Origin of the sequence: Qipengyuania sp. MTN3-11 (assembly GCF_042851825.1) — a bacterium.
Lineage (GTDB): Bacteria > Pseudomonadota > Alphaproteobacteria > Sphingomonadales > Sphingomonadaceae > Qipengyuania.
The window spans coordinates 586,197-600,797 of sequence record NZ_BTGM01000001.1 but is presented as its reverse complement, the minus strand read 5'-3'; the positions used below and the strand labels follow the sequence as shown (position 1 = coordinate 600,797).

The following is a 14,601-nucleotide window of genomic DNA, read 5'->3' as shown; positions in this document are numbered from 1 at the left end:
GTCGCGCGCCAATCGGACTAGAACCAGGCACGCAGTCCAATAACGGCCTTTAGCCCATCGGGGTCTTCTCCATTCGCGCGGACAATATCGGCGGTCTCGCCGACCTTGGCCTCGTATTCGATGCCTATGTAAGGTGCGAACTCCGGCACGATCTCATAACGCAGGCGGAGACCTGGCTCGACCTTGCTGACACCTGCGCCGATTTCTCGCTCTGTAATGTCTTGGGCGGAGAATTCGGCCTCGATGCGGGGCTGGAGGATCAGGCGTTGGGTGATCTTCTGATCGTATTCGGCCTCGACTCGTGCCGTCAGGTCGCCCCGGTCGGACAGGAACAGCGCGCCGTCCACATGGAACATATACGGCGCGAGCCCTTGGACCCCGACGACGAGATGCGTTCGGCTATCGGGCTCGGGATCGAAACGCACCCCGGCCTGCAAATCGAAGAACGGTCCGATGGCGCGGCTGTAGAGTGCCTGTATTTCGGCGTCTTCTAGCGCACCGCCGAATGCGCCCTCGCCCTCGGTCTTGAGGACGAACCGGTTGATATCCCCGCCATACCAACCTTGTGCGTCCCACAGGTAGCCATCTTCGCCACCAACGGTTGCAATGCGCGCTTCGAGGCGCTCCACAAGGATCATGCCGGTGGTCATGCCGCCGTTCTCGCGGGCGAGCTGCTGGCGCGACGGCTCAATCGCACCACTCCCCCAGATGGCATCCGCGGCGTGGCGAGGCCCGTCAAACGCTCGCGCAGGGATGGCCTCTTCAGGTGCTGCACCGGGCACGGACTTGTCGGCCATCCCTCCGTACGAGCCATGATCCATGCCCGCCATGCCGCCGGCCGTGGGTTTGTCTTCCTCTTGGCGATCCTTCGGGCATTGCTCCGGCGGAAGGTGGCCCATCGCACAATGGTCCATTTCCGGTTCAGGCGCGGGTTGCGGCTCGTCCTTCGGCGGACATTTCTCGGGCGGCATATGGCCCATGGCGCAATGATCCATCTCCGGCTGCGCGGCAGACTTTTCGCCATGTGCCGAATGATCCTGCGCGGCGAGTGGACTGGCAGCCAGCATCGATCCGGCAAGCAAGGCGACGCGGATCATGCTGCGCCTCCCTCGGGGAAGGGGCGCACCGTCACCACCTGCATCATGCCTGCGTGCATGTGGTAAAGCAGGTGACAGTGGAAGGCCCAGTCGCCGGGCTCGTTCGCGTTGAGATCGAAGGTCGCAGTCCCGCCCGGCTGCACGATCACCGTATGTTTTAGCGGCTGGTGCATATGGTCCGCGCCATTGACCAGCTCGAAGAAATGGCCGTGCAAGTGGATCGGGTGCGCCATCATGGTCTGGTTGACCAGCTTGACGCGCACCCGCTCGTCATAACCGAAGCGGATTGGATCGTCGGTGACGGCATTGAATTTCTTGCCGTCGAAGCTCCACATATACCGTTCCATGTTGCCGGTGAGGTGGATTTCCATCTCGCGGTCGACCATCCGATGCGGGTTCACCCGCTTGGCCTTGAGGTCGGTGTAACGCAGCACGCGGTGGCCGACCTTGTCGAGGCCGAGACCCGGGAAGTCCATGCGGTCCATCGGCATCGGCGCGATCATGTCCACGCCGGGGCCGACCTCGACATCATCCGGCACGAGCGACTTGTCCCGCATCGAGTGGCCCATACCACCCATGCCTTCCATCCCCTCCATGCCCGAATGGTCCATCATGCCCATATCGACCATGCTCAGCGTCGGGAATTCGCGCAGCGGCGGAGGAGTGGCGATATGGCTTTGGTGGCTTGTCAGGCTCGCAACACCCATGCCGCTACGATCCATCGCTTCGGCCACGATGGCGTGGCTGCCATCGGGTGGGGTGACGATCACGTCGTAGGTCTCTGCGACGCCGATCTGGAATTCGTCGACCTGCACTTCCTCAACGTCCTGCCCGTCGGCCTGGATGACCGTCATCGGAACGCCGGGAATGCGCACGTTGAAGAAGGTCATCGCCGAACCGTTGATGACACGAAGACGCACACGCTCGCCCGCCGCAAATGCCAGTTGCAGGTCGTCCTGCGGTCCATGGCCATTGATGAGGAAAGTGTAGGTGCTGCCCGTCACATCGGAGATGTCGCGCGGGTTCATCCGCACCTTGCCCCACATGCGCCGCATCTCGCCCGACATTTCGCCCTCGGTCGCGGTCAGCATCTGGCGCTGGAAATAGTGCTCGCCGACTTTCAATTTCCGCATGATGTCGTGCGGATGCATCGGCGTGAACTCGCTCAGCAGCACCACGTAGTCGCGGTCGTAGCGCGGGTCCGGCTCGTCGCTCTCGATGATGATGGGGCCATAGTGCCCCGCCTGCTCCTGCAAGCCGGAGTGCGAATGCCACCAGTAGGTGCCGCTCTGGCGGATCGGGAACTCGTAGGTAAACCGCTCGCGCGGGCGGATGCCGGGGAAGCTGACGCCCGGCACGCCGTCGAACTGGAAAGGCACCAGCAGGCCATGCCAGTGGATCGAGCTGTCCTCGTCGAGATTGTTCGTGACGTGCAGGCGCGCGGTGTGGCCCTGGCGCAAGCGGACGAGCGGACCCGGCACGGTGCCGTTGACCGCCACCGCGTGCCCCGAGCGACCGCCGGTGGTGAAATGATGGTTGCCGATCGCAAGCTCGATGTCCTCCCCCGACACCTCGCCGAAGCCGTTCTTCGCATGCGTCAGCGACTGTCCCCTTGCCCATGCGGGCATCGGAAGTGCGCTGGCTGCTGCCAGTGCGGCAGTGCTGCGGATCAGGTTGCGACGAGAGATGGGGGCCATGGGGGCAAGCTTCCGATTGAACTTCTGCGCTAAGCCATATATACCCCTATAGGGTATTTCAATTCGGACTTTGGACCATGGCAGACGCGAAGACCGCGAAAATCAACCGGCTCAACCGGATCGAAGGGCAGGTGCGTGGTGTGGCGCAGATGATCGAGAATGATCGCTACTGCATCGACATCCTTCACCAGATCCAGGCGATCCGGTCGGCGCTCGGCAAGGTTGAGACGCAGGTATTGAAGGACCACGCAGCCTGTTGCGTCGCCGAAGCGATCGCCAGCGGCGATGAAGCCGAGCAGCGCGAAAAGTTCGAGGAGTTGGTCACGCTGTTCGAGAAGGCCAAGCGGTGATTGCTGCGATACGCGGCGCGGCGCTGCTCTTGTTGCTGGTGCTTGCCCAACCGGTCTGGGCTCACGGCGAAGAGCGGCATAGCGAGGCTCCCGCTGATACCACCCCGGTATCCGCTTCGAGCACCGAATCGACCGCCGTAGCGGAGGCGCGTGCGGCAGAAGAGGCACCTGTGCGGCTTGCCGCCGAACATGATGCCGGCCCCGGTTCGATCTGGACCAGCCTTCATCCAGCCACGGTGCATTTCCCGATTGCGCTTCTGCTTGCCGCTGCCCTGGTGGAGTTCGTTTCCATCTTCCGCCCATCGACGAGACTGACGAATGCGGTCTCCGTCATGGCTTCGGGTGGTGCCGCCGGCGCAGTCGTCGCGGCGCTGTTCGGGTGGATACATACCGGATTGTGGTTTGCAGGTGACACGACCATGCAATGGCATCGCTGGACGGGTACTAGCCTCGCCGTGGTCGCTCCGGTCGTGGCCATCCTTTCGATACGCGCTAATCGCTGGCCCTTCCGCATGCTCTTGCTCGCCACGACGCTTGCGCTGCTGGCTCAGGGTTACTGGGGCGGAGAACTCGCGCACGGACCCAATCATCTTGGTTTATGAAGGAGAATGCTCGTGATTTCCCATCTTCGCACGGCGATCGCTCGCCGCACTATGGCCGGAACGCTCGTTCTCGGCACGGCCCTGACGGCCTGCGCGGCGCAGGCCGCCAGCTTCACGATGTATCGCGATGCGAATTGCGGCTGCTGCCTGGCATGGGCACAGCATGTAGAAGGGAGCGACCAGCACGATGTGCAATCGGTCGATCATCCTGACATGGCGTCGGTGAAGGCTGAGAACGGTGTGCCCGGCGATCTGCAATCGTGCCACACCGCGATCGTCGAAGGCTACGTAATCGAAGGCCACGTGCCTGTCGCCGATGTCGAGCGCCTGCTCGCCGAGCGGCCTGCGGGCGTGAAGGGTCTCGCGGTTGCGGGGATGCCGATGGGCTCGCCGGGAATGGAGCACGGCAACCACCGGCAGGCGTTCCAGGTCATCGCCTTTGGGCCCGAAGGCCGCAGCGTCTGGGCCAGCTATCCCGCGAGCCACTGATGAGCACCAAGCAAGCTACCGTCTATCGGATGGTCATGCCCGACCATCTGTGTCCCTATGGTCTGAAGACTGTCGACCTGCTGAAGCGCGAAGGCTTCGCGATCGAGGATCATCATCTGACCACGCGCGAGGAGACCGACGCTTTCAAGGAAAAGCACGGCGTCGAAACCACGCCGCAGACCTTCATCGATGGCAAGCGCATCGGCGGCTACGACGATCTTCGCGAGCACTTCGGGAAATCGCGCAGCCAACCGAAGGAAGGCGAGACGAGCTACCAGCCGGTCATCGCCATTTTCGGAGTGGCCTTCCTGCTCGGTCTGGCGATCAGCTGGTATGTCTTCGATACGATCTTCACCGTTCAGGCTATCGAGTGGTTCGTCAGCCTCTCGATGGCCATGCTGGCGATCCAGAAATTGCAGGACGTGCGCAGTTTCTCGACTATGTTCCTGAACTACGACCTGCTGGCGCGTCGATGGGTCCCCTACGGTTTCGTCTATCCCTTCGGGGAGGCGCTCGCCGGGGTCCTGATGGTCGCGCACGCGCTGCCGATTATCTCGGTTCCTGTATCGCTGTTTATCGGCACCGTGGGCGCGGTCAGCGTGTTCAAGGCCGTCTACATCGACAAGCGCGAACTGAAATGCGCCTGCGTTGGCGGCAACAGCAACGTGCCGCTGGGTTTTGTCTCGCTGACCGAGAACCTGTTCATGATCGGCATGGGCCTGTGGATGGGAGCCAAGGCGCTCGGCTGGATCGCGATGTGATCAGCGCGAGGAGTCAAGCTCCTCACGCATCTCTGGCGTCACGACGCGGCCGATAGCGGCCTCTGCTTCGGCTTGGAGCCTGGGGTAAGAGCGGCCGTGCGTGGCGGCAGGGGCGTCCCGTCGCCCATCTCCCCGTTCGCTTCGATGTCTTCGAGCAACAGCTCCATTTGCGCGATTTCCTTTACCTGTGCCTCGATGATCGCATCGGCCAGCTCGCGCACACGCGGGTCGGTGATCTGCGCGCGTCGGCTAGTCAGCACCGCGATGGAGTGGTGCGGGATCATGGCCTTCATGTAGGCTTGGTCGTCCACCGTCGCCTGGCTGCGAGCGAGAAACAGGAACAACGCAAAGCCGATCACCGCGCCCACCATTACCACCACCTTGGTCATGAATGTGCGATACATGCCCCACATGAAGCCTAGCATGATGACGATCATCGCCATGCCCATCATCAGCGCCATCCACATGCGGGTCTGACTGAACCAGATGTGCCCGGTCTCGTAGACGTTCGAATATTTGAGCACGAACATCGTGACGATCGACGTCGCGATCATCGCCGCGAAGGTCGGCCATCTGCTTTGGTGAGCCTGTTCGGTTGAGGTCGAGTTTTGATTTGCCATTTGCGCCTCCTCTATTGGAACCTACACCCCCCGGGGGTATGCGGTTCCGATAAAGGCCGTCGCGCCACATCTAGGTCGTGTGCGCAATGTCCGGTTGTAAAGGATCCCCCGCACCAAACCGGACTGGCTGCTAACGGCCCCGTTTCCGCCCGGTAGGTAGGTGATAAATCGATTCCCCGCGCCGGCTGCGATTCGGCTGCTGCATATCGATGCTCCGGAAGCAGGACAGAGCTGCAGCCGGGGAGGCAAGCCGTGGGCATGCGGGACGGACGCGACCGCTGCACTCCCTCCGCTTCTGAATGGCCAGACTGCCACCCGGGTGTCGACCTCTGCCTCGCTATGATTGCGAAGAGCAACACCAACGGATTGATGGTTATCACAGTCCGGGTTTCCACACCCACCGGACGTATTGTCCTACAGATAATTCGAGTGCAAGCTTTCCCTACCGGGGGACGCTCCTCGTGATGCATTTGGGGTCGTCATGCTGGAACCCATGGAGAAGCCGAAGAGGCGCAACTGGCTCAAGGTGGGTGGTCTCGGCATCATCGCCATCGTTGCGTTGGCGAGCGGGGTGAACCTCTTATGGCAGACCGTTGACCGCGAGGGCTTCGAAGCCGCGCAGGACAAGATGGAAGCGAAACGGGAAGCCAAGCGCGTCGCCGAGAGTGCGTCTAGACATGCGAATGCGAAAGCCGCTGCAGAGGACCGCAAGGCAGGCTTTCATTGCCTTTCCGGATGGGACGGCTCCAACCGCGACTTCGTTCGGCAGGTTATAATTTCAATCCGCAACCCCGACAGCTTCGAGCACGTCGAAACCAGCATATATCCAAATGACGATGGCGAGCACGGGGCCTGGATGACATTCCGGGCGGAGAACGGGTTCGGCGGCATGAACGTCGAAAGGCTGTATGCACGAATTGATCATCAAACCTGTGAGGCACGCGTCATTCCGGGAGGTCCCGGTTCTGATCAATAAGTGATGTCGCACCGTTGTCGGAGAGCTATGCGTCAGCAGATGGGATAGAGGGGCGAGCAAGGCGATACGGTCCTGCATTCGTCCGGCGCAAAAGGGGATGGCTCGTTGGAAAACTCAATCGAGGCAAGAGACGCTGCCCTATATGAGGGCCCAGCAACCGCTAGGCTCGAAAACTTCGGCGCGGTAAGTCCCGACGACAAGCGAAGTCTTGCAGAGCTGGCTGGTCCGCCGACAGAGTTCAAACGCGGTGATATTATCCGCTCCGACCGCGATGCATCGACCTGCCTGCACCTGCTCCTCGATGGATGGGCCGCCAGCGCGATTACGATGGAGGATGGCTCCCGCCAGCTGACCTCAGTTAGTCTACCCGGCGACATCCTCGGGATGCCGACCTTGGCCGTGTCATATCCCTTGGACACGATCGTAGCCCTCGATTCGGTCCGGGCATGCGTGATACCGGCGAAACCATTCATGGAGCTCCTGATGGACCGCCCTCGATTGGCCGCAGTCCTGTTCTTGATCTCCCAAGAGGAGCGAATGTTCGCGATGGAACGTCTGGCTCTAATGGGTCGCGCTCCCGCCAGAGATCGTCTCGCCGCCCTATTCGTTCGCCTGAGGGAAAGGTGCTCGCAATTGAGTAACGTTTCGGCTGATCGGTTTCCCATGCCCTTAAGGCAGTCGGATATCGGCGATCTGATCGGTACAAGCACCGTTCACACAAATAGGATCCTCAAGAACTTTAGAGAGCTAAATCTGGCAGTCATCAAAAAGCGGGAACTCGAAATTCTCGATAACGATCGACTCTTGGCGAGAGCGGGAGTGTCCGCGTGGCATCGAGCGGAACCAAGTTGGCTGTGACGAGGCGAAGGTTCCCGGCCTTATAATGCGGTTGGATCATAGGTCGACGCAGTTGACTAGAATGTGGCTCCCGTCGCTATGCTTATGGCTTCGGTGCCACGATATGAAGTCGCAAACCAATGTCAGACAACCGATGTTTATGCGGGAACCCGGCCGTAGAATAGCGCGCTTCAAGCAAATGCCTCATTACTATTTCAACATCCACAATGGCGAAGTGACAATGGACCACGAGGGTCTTGAGCTTCCTGACGATGCATCCGCGATTGCCCGTGCTACCGAGGAAGTAAGATCGCTTGCGGCCGGCAATGTTTTGGACGGCCACTTCGTTGGATGGCACAGGGTAGAAATTCGGGACGCTGATGGTCGTCGAACGGGTACGGTTCGGTTCGACGAGGCGGTAAAGGTTCAATTGGAGAACGCTTAGTTCGTTGGAAAACTCCGGCCACCTTCGGGCAGGTCTGCAGTACTACCTGACCGGCTACCCATTTCTTGTGCGAAAAGAAAGCCCCGCCCGAACGGGAGTAAGGGCGGGGCTAGGTCAGGCACGATCGGAAGTGCCTTGGTCGCGCAGCAGTGAGGGTTGTCGAAACTTGGACCCACCCCCGGTGGTTAATGGGGGCTCAAATCCGACGGGATGGAAACTGCGCTACTGTATGAAGGCTAGCGCGAGAATCCTAATTCAAGGTTAGCGTTTCGGAGAAACTCTCGAAGGAGCGCCATGAAGGCGTGCCCGGAGTCCCACCCTCATTGCCTTCCGGGTGCGCCTTCGCTCTTCGGCTACTCGCTGACTGCGCCTCTTTGACCCGCACGCGCCCGCGACCCGTTCAACCGCACCGCCAGAAACGCGAGCTCGCGCAACCAAGCCGGGGTCCGTTCCACCTGCATGGCGATGAAGAAAACGCGTGGCCTTCGAGCTTTGAGTCCCGTCGCTTCACATCGAGGCGGCGGGGTTTTGCTATCGACGCCGGAGGTCGTGGCTGGCTCGTATGTGGTCGAGGACCGAGGGGTATAGGGGATTGACGAACTGGACGCCGACATGCGGATGCTTCCGCCATCGGACATTCGCTTGGATCGGACCAATCGGCCCAATCTTCACCGCGATATGGTCACCGAGGGCGAGACGGTTGGCGTCGTCGCGGAAGCAGCACCCCTTCTCCGAAAGATCGAAGATCGTCACTTCGCGACTGCCGCCCACCCCATAAACCTTGCCGAGCGTGGTCAAGCTGTGGCGTTCCTCGGAGCGAGTGAGCTGATCTCGAGGTTCCGGTCCCGGGAGCGAGCTTGGCCGTTCGGCAGCCTTTGACGCCGGTGGCTCGTCCTGCGCTCTGGTCTCGTCAGTGAATTGGCGGATCGCGGAATGAAACCCGTCCTCGGTTCCGAGCTTCACGGCTGGCTTCCCATTCAGCCAGCAGGCCCACACCTCGCCTTTGCGGCATAGAAAGTAGAGGTCATCATCCTCCATGGCAACTCATCTGGCGAGATAACCAAAAAGGGAAAGACCCGAGGCGAACTGTCTTTATCTGCCCTAGTCCATTCTTTTTGTCGCACTTAACCTACGTTAGAGTTTGGCAGATAGTCTTTGTCCCAAGGCATGTGGCCGCATTTCAGGGAAACCTTGCCATCGTCGGAAATTGTTCAGTTGGCCTCGCAACAGAGGCTCCCCCAAGAGAGGGCCCGAAAGATGGACAATCGGAACAACCAGAACCCTAATAATCAAGACCGGCAGCGCCAGGATAATCAGGGCGGGAAGACCGGTCAGCAGGATCAGCAAGGCGGTGCGCAGCGTCAACAGAACGACACCGATCGGAAGAACGATCGCGACAACGACCGCAACTGACCCCCCCCGCCCATTATGGGCGTCACGCAGGTATGCCGTCCATCTCTACTTTGGGCGGCATACTTGCTTCTGACTCATGGCTTTTCACGAGCCATCAAGTTGTTCCGCATTTCATCATTTGCGCGAAGGAGAGCATTTCAATGGCTAGCACGACCATCAAGACACTTACCGACACGACCTTCGATTCTGTAGAGGGTTATCGCAAGGCGATCGACAAGGCCGATAGTCCGCAGCTCAAGCAGGCGTTGCAACATCGGTTGCAGGCGCGCGAGAAGACGCTCCAGGCGCTCAATGCGGAAATCCAGCACCAGGGCGGCGAACTGGTGACGAAAGGCACGACCGCGGGCCAGCTCCACCGCATCTGGACCGACATCACCGAATTGTTCGAAAACGGCGACGAGGCTGCTGCCGAGCGCGTCGAGGAAGGCGAGGACTATCTCAAGGAGAAGTTCGAAAGCGCGCTGGAAGAGAACGACATGGACCCGCAGCAGCGGACCATTATCCAGCAATGCTATGCTGAAATCAGCGAAGGCGAACGTTTCGGCGACATGATTTCAAAACAATACGATTGAGCGGAGACGCTCCGCAACGATAAGGGCGCGGGGGCAGTCCCCGCGCTCCTTTTCTTCAACTCAGACAAAAGCCAAGTGGCGCGCCAAGATACCCGACGCCGCCGCGTTGCTGGCACTGCAGCGCACGCCGGAGCTACTTCTCGCTCTTTTGATCTTTCAATCTTTGGATGAGCCGCAACGCATTATCGTCCGCAGGCGCTGCGAGATGCTGAAGGGGACGGGTCTGTCCGCTCGGAGCGCAGCCGTTGCCATTCAGGTCCGCACGATTGGCGATAGCGTTAATCTGGACACTGCCTGCAATCTGATCCGGGAACACGACGACGATCTAATTTCCTGATCGCACCAACCAAACCTTGACCCCGTCGCTTCACAAGCGGGGGGCTCTTTCTCGTAATCGATAGTGGAAAACGAGGCCTAAGCTTCTAGCGAATATCGTTTAGCCCCAGCGAGTGGAACCATTCGATTTTGCTCGAATTAACAGATTTCCCGTATGACAGTCGGAAACGGGTTCGATGCCTTCAAGTTGATGGAAAAGATCGGCGCGGCCTCCGATGAAAGAAACTTCGTGACCCAAACTGTCTCAAGCTACTGAAATGTCATTAGCTCTCATCATCGAAGACGAACCGTTGCTCGCTTTCGCGTTGGAAGACGACCTGCGTGAATTGGGCTACACGTCGTTCAGGACGGCGACGAGTGAGAAACAAGCTATCGAGGCTGCGCGCGATAAATGCCCGGACCTGATCTTGGCAGATCATCGGATCATCGGCGGCACTGGCACCCACGCCGTTCTGGCAATTTGCGCGGATCGTGCAATCTCTGTCGTATTCGTAAGCGCCAGCGGTTGTGAGATCAGAGAGCGTATCCCAGAGGCGTTGGTGGTAAACAAGCCGTTCACTTTCTCTGAACTGCAGACGGCGGTGCAGGCCGCACAAAATCAGCCATTCCGTTATCGAGATGGACAAATCTAAACTTCATTCAGTCGATCGATCAGGTCGGCGATCCGCTCCATCGCTTCTCGCGTTTGCTTATCGTATCTCAAGGCATCGGCTCGAACGAAATCCGCAATCGAGGGCTGGGTAAGATAGAACACCGCTGCACCCCGATAGGCGATCATCGCCTCGTTAAGCGCTCGCATTTCATCTCTGCCCTCCGACGAAGCCAGAGCATCCCTAGCACATTGCGCCACGCGATCCGCGCACGTCGCGAGTTTAGCGAGGTGCTGCTCCATTTCGCTCCCCAAGCATCCAACGCGCTTTTACATTTACCGAGGATTTGGGGGAGTCAACTTGCGGGGGGATGAAGGCGCGCCCGACGGTGGGTCAGTGGGGTTTCTCCGAACGCGCCTTCGGAATGCTCGTAACAGAAACACGGCATACGCGCTAACCTCGTACTAGAAATTTTGCTATAGAAGCAACTCAATAGCGAAGTCGTCACCTGGTTGGACTTGAACCCCGTGGATCGCCAAGGGAGGGTTCGGACGACCACCCTCGCTATCGCGTATCCGGGCACGTTCTTGGTGTTCATCCTGAGCCCCGCCCCTCCATGTGTTCGGGTGGGGCTTTCTTTTCCTGCAAGCGATGAATTGCCCACAAGTTCGCCTAGGATAGGCGTTGCTTGATGTAATGGCCGAAGGTCAGCTTCGGCAAAGTTTGATGCTAAAACCCGACAGTCCGCGAGCGGCCCATTTCCAGCCATTCCGGGACCTTTCCACAGCTGATACCTATCCGAGTGTAGGCATATCCAACCTGTTGATGATCGGACCTCCGGGAGCGGGCAAGAGCCTGCTGGCGAGTTGCCTGCCCGGCATCCTCCCCGACCTCACCGCCGCCGAAGCGCTGGAGGTGAGCATGGTGCAGTCGGTCGCCGGCCTTCTCGAAGGCGGTCGGATCAGCCGCACCCGGCCGTTCCGCGCGCCGCACCATTCGGCGAGCATGGCCGCGCTCACCGGCGGGGGGCTGAAGGTGAAACCGGGCGAAGTCAGCCTCGCGCATCTCGGCGTTCTGTTCCTCGACGAACTGCCGGAGTTCCACGGTATGGCGGAGTTATTGCACCAAATCTGATTTAAGAGCTTGATTCTAATCGGAAGCTCCCTTCCGAATCATTCCGATCTGGAGCGGTTGGCGCGGAGATTCAATTCCCATCTCGAGGCTTCCTGGCCAACGCCTGTGCACCATGCTTACCGATCGCGAACGCACCGGGACCATCCGGTGCGCCCGGCAACTGAATCCAGTCCACACCGATCGCCGTCATGCACTGTAGAAAGAATACGGCGCTGAACCTGCCGCGGCTCATCTTGCTCTTGATGGCACCCTCGGTGTCCTCGACGCCGATCCCGGCCAGAGCGTCCCTGAGCGCGGCATAGGACATCCCGCGCGTCATCAACTGGCCACGAACCAGATTACGCGCCAGCTGCTCCCATTTGTCATCACATGCCTGTGTCATGAACCGATTATAGAATCTGGACGCGAATTCGGCAACTCAGGTGTCGCATACAGCACTTTGCGATTGAATAACCGTGTTAGGTGTCGTATATGGCACCTCAATGGCCACTCGTGCAACCAAACCATTCAACCGAAAGAAGCAGGGCCTCCATTGGTTGAAAAATCCTGCGAGCCGCACGCTGAGCATCCACGACGTCTTCAAGATGGGCGAAGATGGTTGCCGGGAGTTCTTTCTTCGCGCGCGATGGCCTGATGGAAACCCAACCTGCCCAGAATGCGGTTCCCAGCGGATCTACAACATCAAGTCGCAGAAGCGATACAAATGCGCCAACCCGGAGTGTCACAAGTTCTTCTCGATCACGAGCGGGACGATGTTCGCCCACAAGCGCATCACCTACCTCGAGTTGATGCTCATCGTTCGTGCCATGGCAGTTCACGCCAAGGGCGCTGCGTCAATCTGGCTCTCCCACGACTACGATCACGACTATAAGACTGTCTGGGTGCTGACCGACAAGCTGCGCGAGGTGATGTTCCTCGATCAGGAGGACGTCCATCTGGTCGGAGATGTCGAGATCGACGGGGCCTATTTCGGCGGCTACCTCAAGCAGGCCAACAAGAAGGACGAGCGGATCGACCGTCGCCGCATTCCGGTCAACGGGCGCAAGCGCCAATGCGTGGTGCTACTGCGCGAACGCGGTGGTCAGGGGCGCTTGCTGACGCGTACGTTCAAGAGCGAGAGGCAAGCCGTGTCCTGGATCACCGAGAGCGTAGATCGTAGCGCTCTAATCTTCGCCGACGAGGGTTCGGGCTGGGAGCCGCTCTACGCCAGCCACAGCCTGCAGCGAGTCAACCACAGGGAAGAATACTGCACGGACGAGGGCGTCCACACCAACGGCGCCGAGAGCGCGTTCTCGCGGATGCGTAGGGCCGAGATCGGCGTCCATCATCACATCGCTGGAGACTACCTCGATTTCTACGCCGCTGATGGTGCCTGGCGGGAAGAAAATAGGCGGCTGGACGACCGCTCCAAGGTACAGAAGCTGATCCGCGCCGCGATGGGCCTGCCGCCCTCGCGAACCTTCGCAGGCTATTGGCAGGCATCGGGGCCACGTCGCGAGAACGATCGCAATCACGATGTGCTGAGAGCTCTCGGCATCAACGACAACGACGACTGAAAGCCCACAAGGGCCAAATTTCTGGATCCTCACGGTGGGCAACCACCGAAAGGAGAAAGAGATATGGAAAAGTTACTTGTCGCTCTGCTGCTTACATTGACGCCCGCTATCCCGGCAAACGCATCAATCGATCTGGACCCATTTTCCGGAAGATTGCCGAAAGCGCTCTCGGCGCTCGATGGCTTCGCCGGACCCGTCATTGTATCGCAGAACGACCTGCAGTTCCCCGTTCGTGGCGGCTATCGCCGAGTGAGTAATCTGGAATTCCTCACCAGCCTGCAGGACGCGGCGACGCAAGGGCAGTTCCGCATTCCCAACCTTGACGAAAGCTCCGGTTGCAACTCCCGTGCCGGCGTTGATCAGCTTCATCTTACCGACACCGGAAATACCACCAGGACGCACAGTAAGGAATGGAACCATTCCCTCCTTCATCAACTTAACGGCCTTGCTCGCATCTCGGGCGGCCAGAGCCGCGATAGCCACGGCCAGCACGGTAGCGATGAGCGCCAAGCCGCTGACGATCGCGGCGAAGGAGGATACACGGTAGTTCTCGGCTCCGATCCTATTTCCATATCGAGTGGCGGAGACACTAGCCCACTGCGCGCAGAGATCGGAATATTCCGCATCCAGTGGAGCGTCCTGACAAGTGCGGCCTTCATATTCGGACTGACGATAGGCCCATTCCTGTTCGGATGGGCTACTCTCGGTCGCGAGGCGCTCTTCACGCGACGGTGGCAGTACGACGCGATCCTGGGAGGCATCATAACGAACGTAGGCCTCGCGGCGTTCTTTGATCTGGCGTTCGGCGTCGTCAGCTTCCAGAACCCGTGACGGCTCATCCAAGGCGGTATGCCTGGAAGCCGCCATCCTATTGTATGCTTGATCGGTCGCAGAAGTCGCACCCCAGAAAAGCCATGCGGATAGGATGAGGAACAAGATGATGAGTCCCGTGACCAGGGGGTGATCACGCATCCATTTCATATCTTCGCTGAGCATCTTCGGCATTCGTCATGCCTTGAGCCAACATAGCTAACATCGTGTTAACCGCTCATGTCGAATACAAATGGTCAGACACGGCTCGGGCTCCAGATCGTCCACTGGGCTTCATCGGGTGAGAACGACGCAC

The 14,601-nt window shown here is 59.6% G+C and carries 19 protein-coding genes and 1 pseudogene; 13 read left to right on the top strand and 7 right to left on the bottom strand.

Features of this window, described 5'->3' with window-relative positions; genetic code table 11:
• Nucleotides 1-17 precede the first annotated feature (17 nt).
• Nucleotides 18-1,097 carry a copper resistance protein B gene (locus tag ACGHN1_RS02850; protein WP_390548143.1) on the bottom strand — a complete coding sequence of 360 codons (1,080 nt, stop codon included), beginning with the start codon at nucleotides 1,095-1,097 and terminating at the stop codon, nucleotides 18-20.
• Complete coding sequence (locus ACGHN1_RS02845) at nucleotides 1,094-2,794, bottom strand: copper resistance system multicopper oxidase (protein WP_390548141.1); 1,701 nt, start codon at nucleotides 2,792-2,794, stop codon at nucleotides 1,094-1,096. Before ACGHN1_RS02845 ends, ACGHN1_RS02850 begins: the two co-directional genes overlap by 4 nt.
• Before the next feature lie 77 nt (nucleotides 2,795-2,871).
• On the opposite strand from ACGHN1_RS02845, the gene ACGHN1_RS02840 reads away from it, so the two are divergent.
• From ACGHN1_RS02840 to ACGHN1_RS02825, 4 genes are read left to right on the top strand one after another with little or no spacing between them, the layout of a single operon-like run.
• Nucleotides 2,872-3,144: a metal-sensitive transcriptional regulator gene (locus ACGHN1_RS02840; RefSeq protein ID WP_067468863.1), complete on the top strand. Its 273-nt coding sequence runs from the start codon at nucleotides 2,872-2,874 to the stop codon at nucleotides 3,142-3,144.
• A complete protein-coding gene (locus ACGHN1_RS02835; protein WP_390548138.1) occupies nucleotides 3,141-3,746 on the top strand; it encodes a DUF2231 domain-containing protein in 606 nt (201 codons plus the stop codon). Before ACGHN1_RS02840 ends, ACGHN1_RS02835 begins: the two co-directional genes overlap by 4 nt.
• Nucleotides 3,747-3,797: 51 nt before the next feature.
• The gene (locus ACGHN1_RS02830) at nucleotides 3,798-4,235 is read left to right on the top strand and encodes a DUF411 domain-containing protein (RefSeq protein WP_390549747.1); all 438 of its coding nucleotides are present in this window, start codon (nucleotides 3,798-3,800) and stop codon (nucleotides 4,233-4,235) included.
• Nucleotides 4,235-4,996, top strand: coding sequence for a glutaredoxin family protein (locus tag ACGHN1_RS02825; RefSeq protein WP_390548137.1), 762 nt, complete (start codon nucleotides 4,235-4,237; stop codon nucleotides 4,994-4,996). Before ACGHN1_RS02830 ends, ACGHN1_RS02825 begins: the two co-directional genes overlap by 1 nt.
• A 38-nt stretch (nucleotides 4,997-5,034) precedes the next feature.
• Here the strand turns inward: ACGHN1_RS02825 and ACGHN1_RS02820 are convergent, their stop codons facing one another.
• Nucleotides 5,035-5,616, bottom strand: a complete 582-nt coding sequence (locus ACGHN1_RS02820) for a DUF305 domain-containing protein (protein ID WP_390548135.1) — start codon at nucleotides 5,614-5,616, stop codon at nucleotides 5,035-5,037.
• A 481-nt stretch (nucleotides 5,617-6,097) separates the two neighbouring features.
• Between ACGHN1_RS02820 and ACGHN1_RS02815 the strand changes: the two genes are divergently transcribed.
• The 3 genes from ACGHN1_RS02815 to ACGHN1_RS02805 all read left to right on the top strand — a co-directional run bounded on the left by ACGHN1_RS02815 (nucleotide 6,098) and on the right by ACGHN1_RS02805 (nucleotide 7,874).
• A complete protein-coding gene (locus ACGHN1_RS02815; RefSeq protein WP_390548134.1) occupies nucleotides 6,098-6,592 on the top strand; it encodes a hypothetical protein in 495 nt (164 codons plus the stop codon).
• Between the two features lie 105 nt (nucleotides 6,593-6,697).
• Nucleotides 6,698-7,450, top strand: a complete 753-nt coding sequence (locus ACGHN1_RS02810) for a Crp/Fnr family transcriptional regulator (protein ID WP_390548132.1) — start codon at nucleotides 6,698-6,700, stop codon at nucleotides 7,448-7,450.
• A gap of 103 nt (nucleotides 7,451-7,553) precedes the next feature.
• On the top strand, nucleotides 7,554-7,874 hold the full coding sequence (locus ACGHN1_RS02805; RefSeq protein ID WP_390548130.1) for a DUF6894 family protein: 321 nt from the start codon (nucleotides 7,554-7,556) through the stop codon (nucleotides 7,872-7,874).
• Nucleotides 7,875-8,405: 531 nt separating this feature from the next.
• Here the strand turns inward: ACGHN1_RS02805 and ACGHN1_RS02800 are convergent.
• Nucleotides 8,406-8,837, bottom strand: coding sequence for a PilZ domain-containing protein (locus ACGHN1_RS02800; RefSeq protein WP_390548128.1), 432 nt, complete (start codon nucleotides 8,835-8,837; stop codon nucleotides 8,406-8,408).
• A 294-nt stretch (nucleotides 8,838-9,131) separates the two neighbouring features.
• On the opposite strand from ACGHN1_RS02800, the gene ACGHN1_RS02795 reads away from it, so the two are divergent.
• The 4 genes from ACGHN1_RS02795 to ACGHN1_RS02780 all read left to right on the top strand — a co-directional run bounded on the left by ACGHN1_RS02795 (nucleotide 9,132) and on the right by ACGHN1_RS02780 (nucleotide 10,827).
• On the top strand, nucleotides 9,132-9,287 hold the full coding sequence (locus tag ACGHN1_RS02795; protein ID WP_390548126.1) for a hypothetical protein: 156 nt from the start codon (nucleotides 9,132-9,134) through the stop codon (nucleotides 9,285-9,287).
• 140 nt (nucleotides 9,288-9,427) lie between these two features.
• The gene (locus ACGHN1_RS02790) at nucleotides 9,428-9,859 is read left to right on the top strand and encodes a PA2169 family four-helix-bundle protein (protein WP_390548124.1); all 432 of its coding nucleotides are present in this window, start codon (nucleotides 9,428-9,430) and stop codon (nucleotides 9,857-9,859) included.
• A 106-nt stretch (nucleotides 9,860-9,965) separates the two neighbouring features.
• Nucleotides 9,966-10,196: a hypothetical protein gene (locus tag ACGHN1_RS02785; RefSeq protein ID WP_390548122.1), complete on the top strand. Its 231-nt coding sequence runs from the start codon at nucleotides 9,966-9,968 to the stop codon at nucleotides 10,194-10,196.
• A gap of 256 nt (nucleotides 10,197-10,452) precedes the next feature.
• The gene (locus tag ACGHN1_RS02780; RefSeq protein ID WP_390548120.1) at nucleotides 10,453-10,827 is read left to right on the top strand and encodes a response regulator; all 375 of its coding nucleotides are present in this window, start codon (nucleotides 10,453-10,455) and stop codon (nucleotides 10,825-10,827) included.
• Here ACGHN1_RS02780 and ACGHN1_RS02775 read toward each other — a convergent pair.
• A complete protein-coding gene (locus ACGHN1_RS02775) occupies nucleotides 10,824-11,087 on the bottom strand; it encodes a hypothetical protein (protein ID WP_390548118.1) in 264 nt (87 codons plus the stop codon). The two genes, ACGHN1_RS02780 and ACGHN1_RS02775, sit on opposite strands and share 4 nt — an antisense overlap.
• Before the next feature lie 499 nt (nucleotides 11,088-11,586).
• On the opposite strand from ACGHN1_RS02775, the pseudogene ACGHN1_RS02770 reads away from it, so the two are divergent.
• Nucleotides 11,587-11,886, top strand: a pseudogene (locus tag ACGHN1_RS02770) (ATP-binding protein); the annotation flags it as partial.
• A 103-nt stretch (nucleotides 11,887-11,989) separates the two neighbouring features.
• Here ACGHN1_RS02770 and ACGHN1_RS02765 read toward each other — a convergent pair.
• Nucleotides 11,990-12,301, bottom strand: a complete 312-nt coding sequence (locus ACGHN1_RS02765) for a DUF6471 domain-containing protein (RefSeq protein WP_390548117.1) — start codon at nucleotides 12,299-12,301, stop codon at nucleotides 11,990-11,992.
• A 100-nt stretch (nucleotides 12,302-12,401) separates the two neighbouring features.
• Here ACGHN1_RS02765 and ACGHN1_RS02760 point away from each other — a divergent pair, with 100 nt between their 5' ends.
• The gene (locus ACGHN1_RS02760; protein ID WP_390548115.1) at nucleotides 12,402-13,475 is read left to right on the top strand and encodes an IS1595 family transposase; all 1,074 of its coding nucleotides are present in this window, start codon (nucleotides 12,402-12,404) and stop codon (nucleotides 13,473-13,475) included.
• 123 nt (nucleotides 13,476-13,598) lie between these two features.
• Here the strand turns inward: ACGHN1_RS02760 and ACGHN1_RS02755 are convergent, their stop codons facing one another.
• Nucleotides 13,599-14,480 (bottom strand): hypothetical protein, encoded by an 882-nt coding sequence (locus ACGHN1_RS02755; protein WP_390548113.1) that lies wholly within the window; start codon nucleotides 14,478-14,480, stop codon nucleotides 13,599-13,601.
• Nucleotides 14,481-14,601: the final 121 nt, after the last annotated feature.

Bases quoted from the DNA above. Each gene is read 5' to 3' on its own strand.
- ACGHN1_RS02830 (WP_390549747.1), top strand. From the start codon at position 3,798: ATGGCCGGAACGCTCGTTCTCGGCACGGCCCTGACGGCCTGCGCGGCG.
- ACGHN1_RS02820 (WP_390548135.1), bottom strand. From the start codon at position 5,616: ATGGCAAATCAAAACTCGACCTCAACCGAACAGGCTCACCAAAGCAGA.
- ACGHN1_RS02825 (WP_390548137.1), top strand. From the start codon at position 4,235: ATGAGCACCAAGCAAGCTACCGTCTATCGGATGGTCATGCCCGACCAT.
- ACGHN1_RS02780 (WP_390548120.1), top strand. From the start codon at position 10,453: ATGTCATTAGCTCTCATCATCGAAGACGAACCGTTGCTCGCTTTCGCG.
- ACGHN1_RS02755 (WP_390548113.1), bottom strand. From the start codon at position 14,480: ATGCCGAAGATGCTCAGCGAAGATATGAAATGGATGCGTGATCACCCC.
- ACGHN1_RS02840 (WP_067468863.1), top strand. From the start codon at position 2,872: ATGGCAGACGCGAAGACCGCGAAAATCAACCGGCTCAACCGGATCGAA.
- ACGHN1_RS02815 (WP_390548134.1), top strand. From the start codon at position 6,098: ATGCTGGAACCCATGGAGAAGCCGAAGAGGCGCAACTGGCTCAAGGTG.
- ACGHN1_RS02805 (WP_390548130.1), top strand. From the start codon at position 7,554: ATGAAGTCGCAAACCAATGTCAGACAACCGATGTTTATGCGGGAACCC.
- ACGHN1_RS02845 (WP_390548141.1), bottom strand. From the start codon at position 2,794: ATGGCCCCCATCTCTCGTCGCAACCTGATCCGCAGCACTGCCGCACTG.
- ACGHN1_RS02850 (WP_390548143.1), bottom strand. From the start codon at position 1,097: ATGATCCGCGTCGCCTTGCTTGCCGGATCGATGCTGGCTGCCAGTCCA.
- ACGHN1_RS02765 (WP_390548117.1), bottom strand. From the start codon at position 12,301: ATGACACAGGCATGTGATGACAAATGGGAGCAGCTGGCGCGTAATCTG.
- ACGHN1_RS02795 (WP_390548126.1), top strand. From the start codon at position 9,132: ATGGACAATCGGAACAACCAGAACCCTAATAATCAAGACCGGCAGCGC.
- ACGHN1_RS02775 (WP_390548118.1), bottom strand. From the start codon at position 11,087: ATGGAGCAGCACCTCGCTAAACTCGCGACGTGCGCGGATCGCGTGGCG.
- ACGHN1_RS02790 (WP_390548124.1), top strand. From the start codon at position 9,428: ATGGCTAGCACGACCATCAAGACACTTACCGACACGACCTTCGATTCT.
- ACGHN1_RS02760 (WP_390548115.1), top strand. From the start codon at position 12,402: ATGGCCACTCGTGCAACCAAACCATTCAACCGAAAGAAGCAGGGCCTC.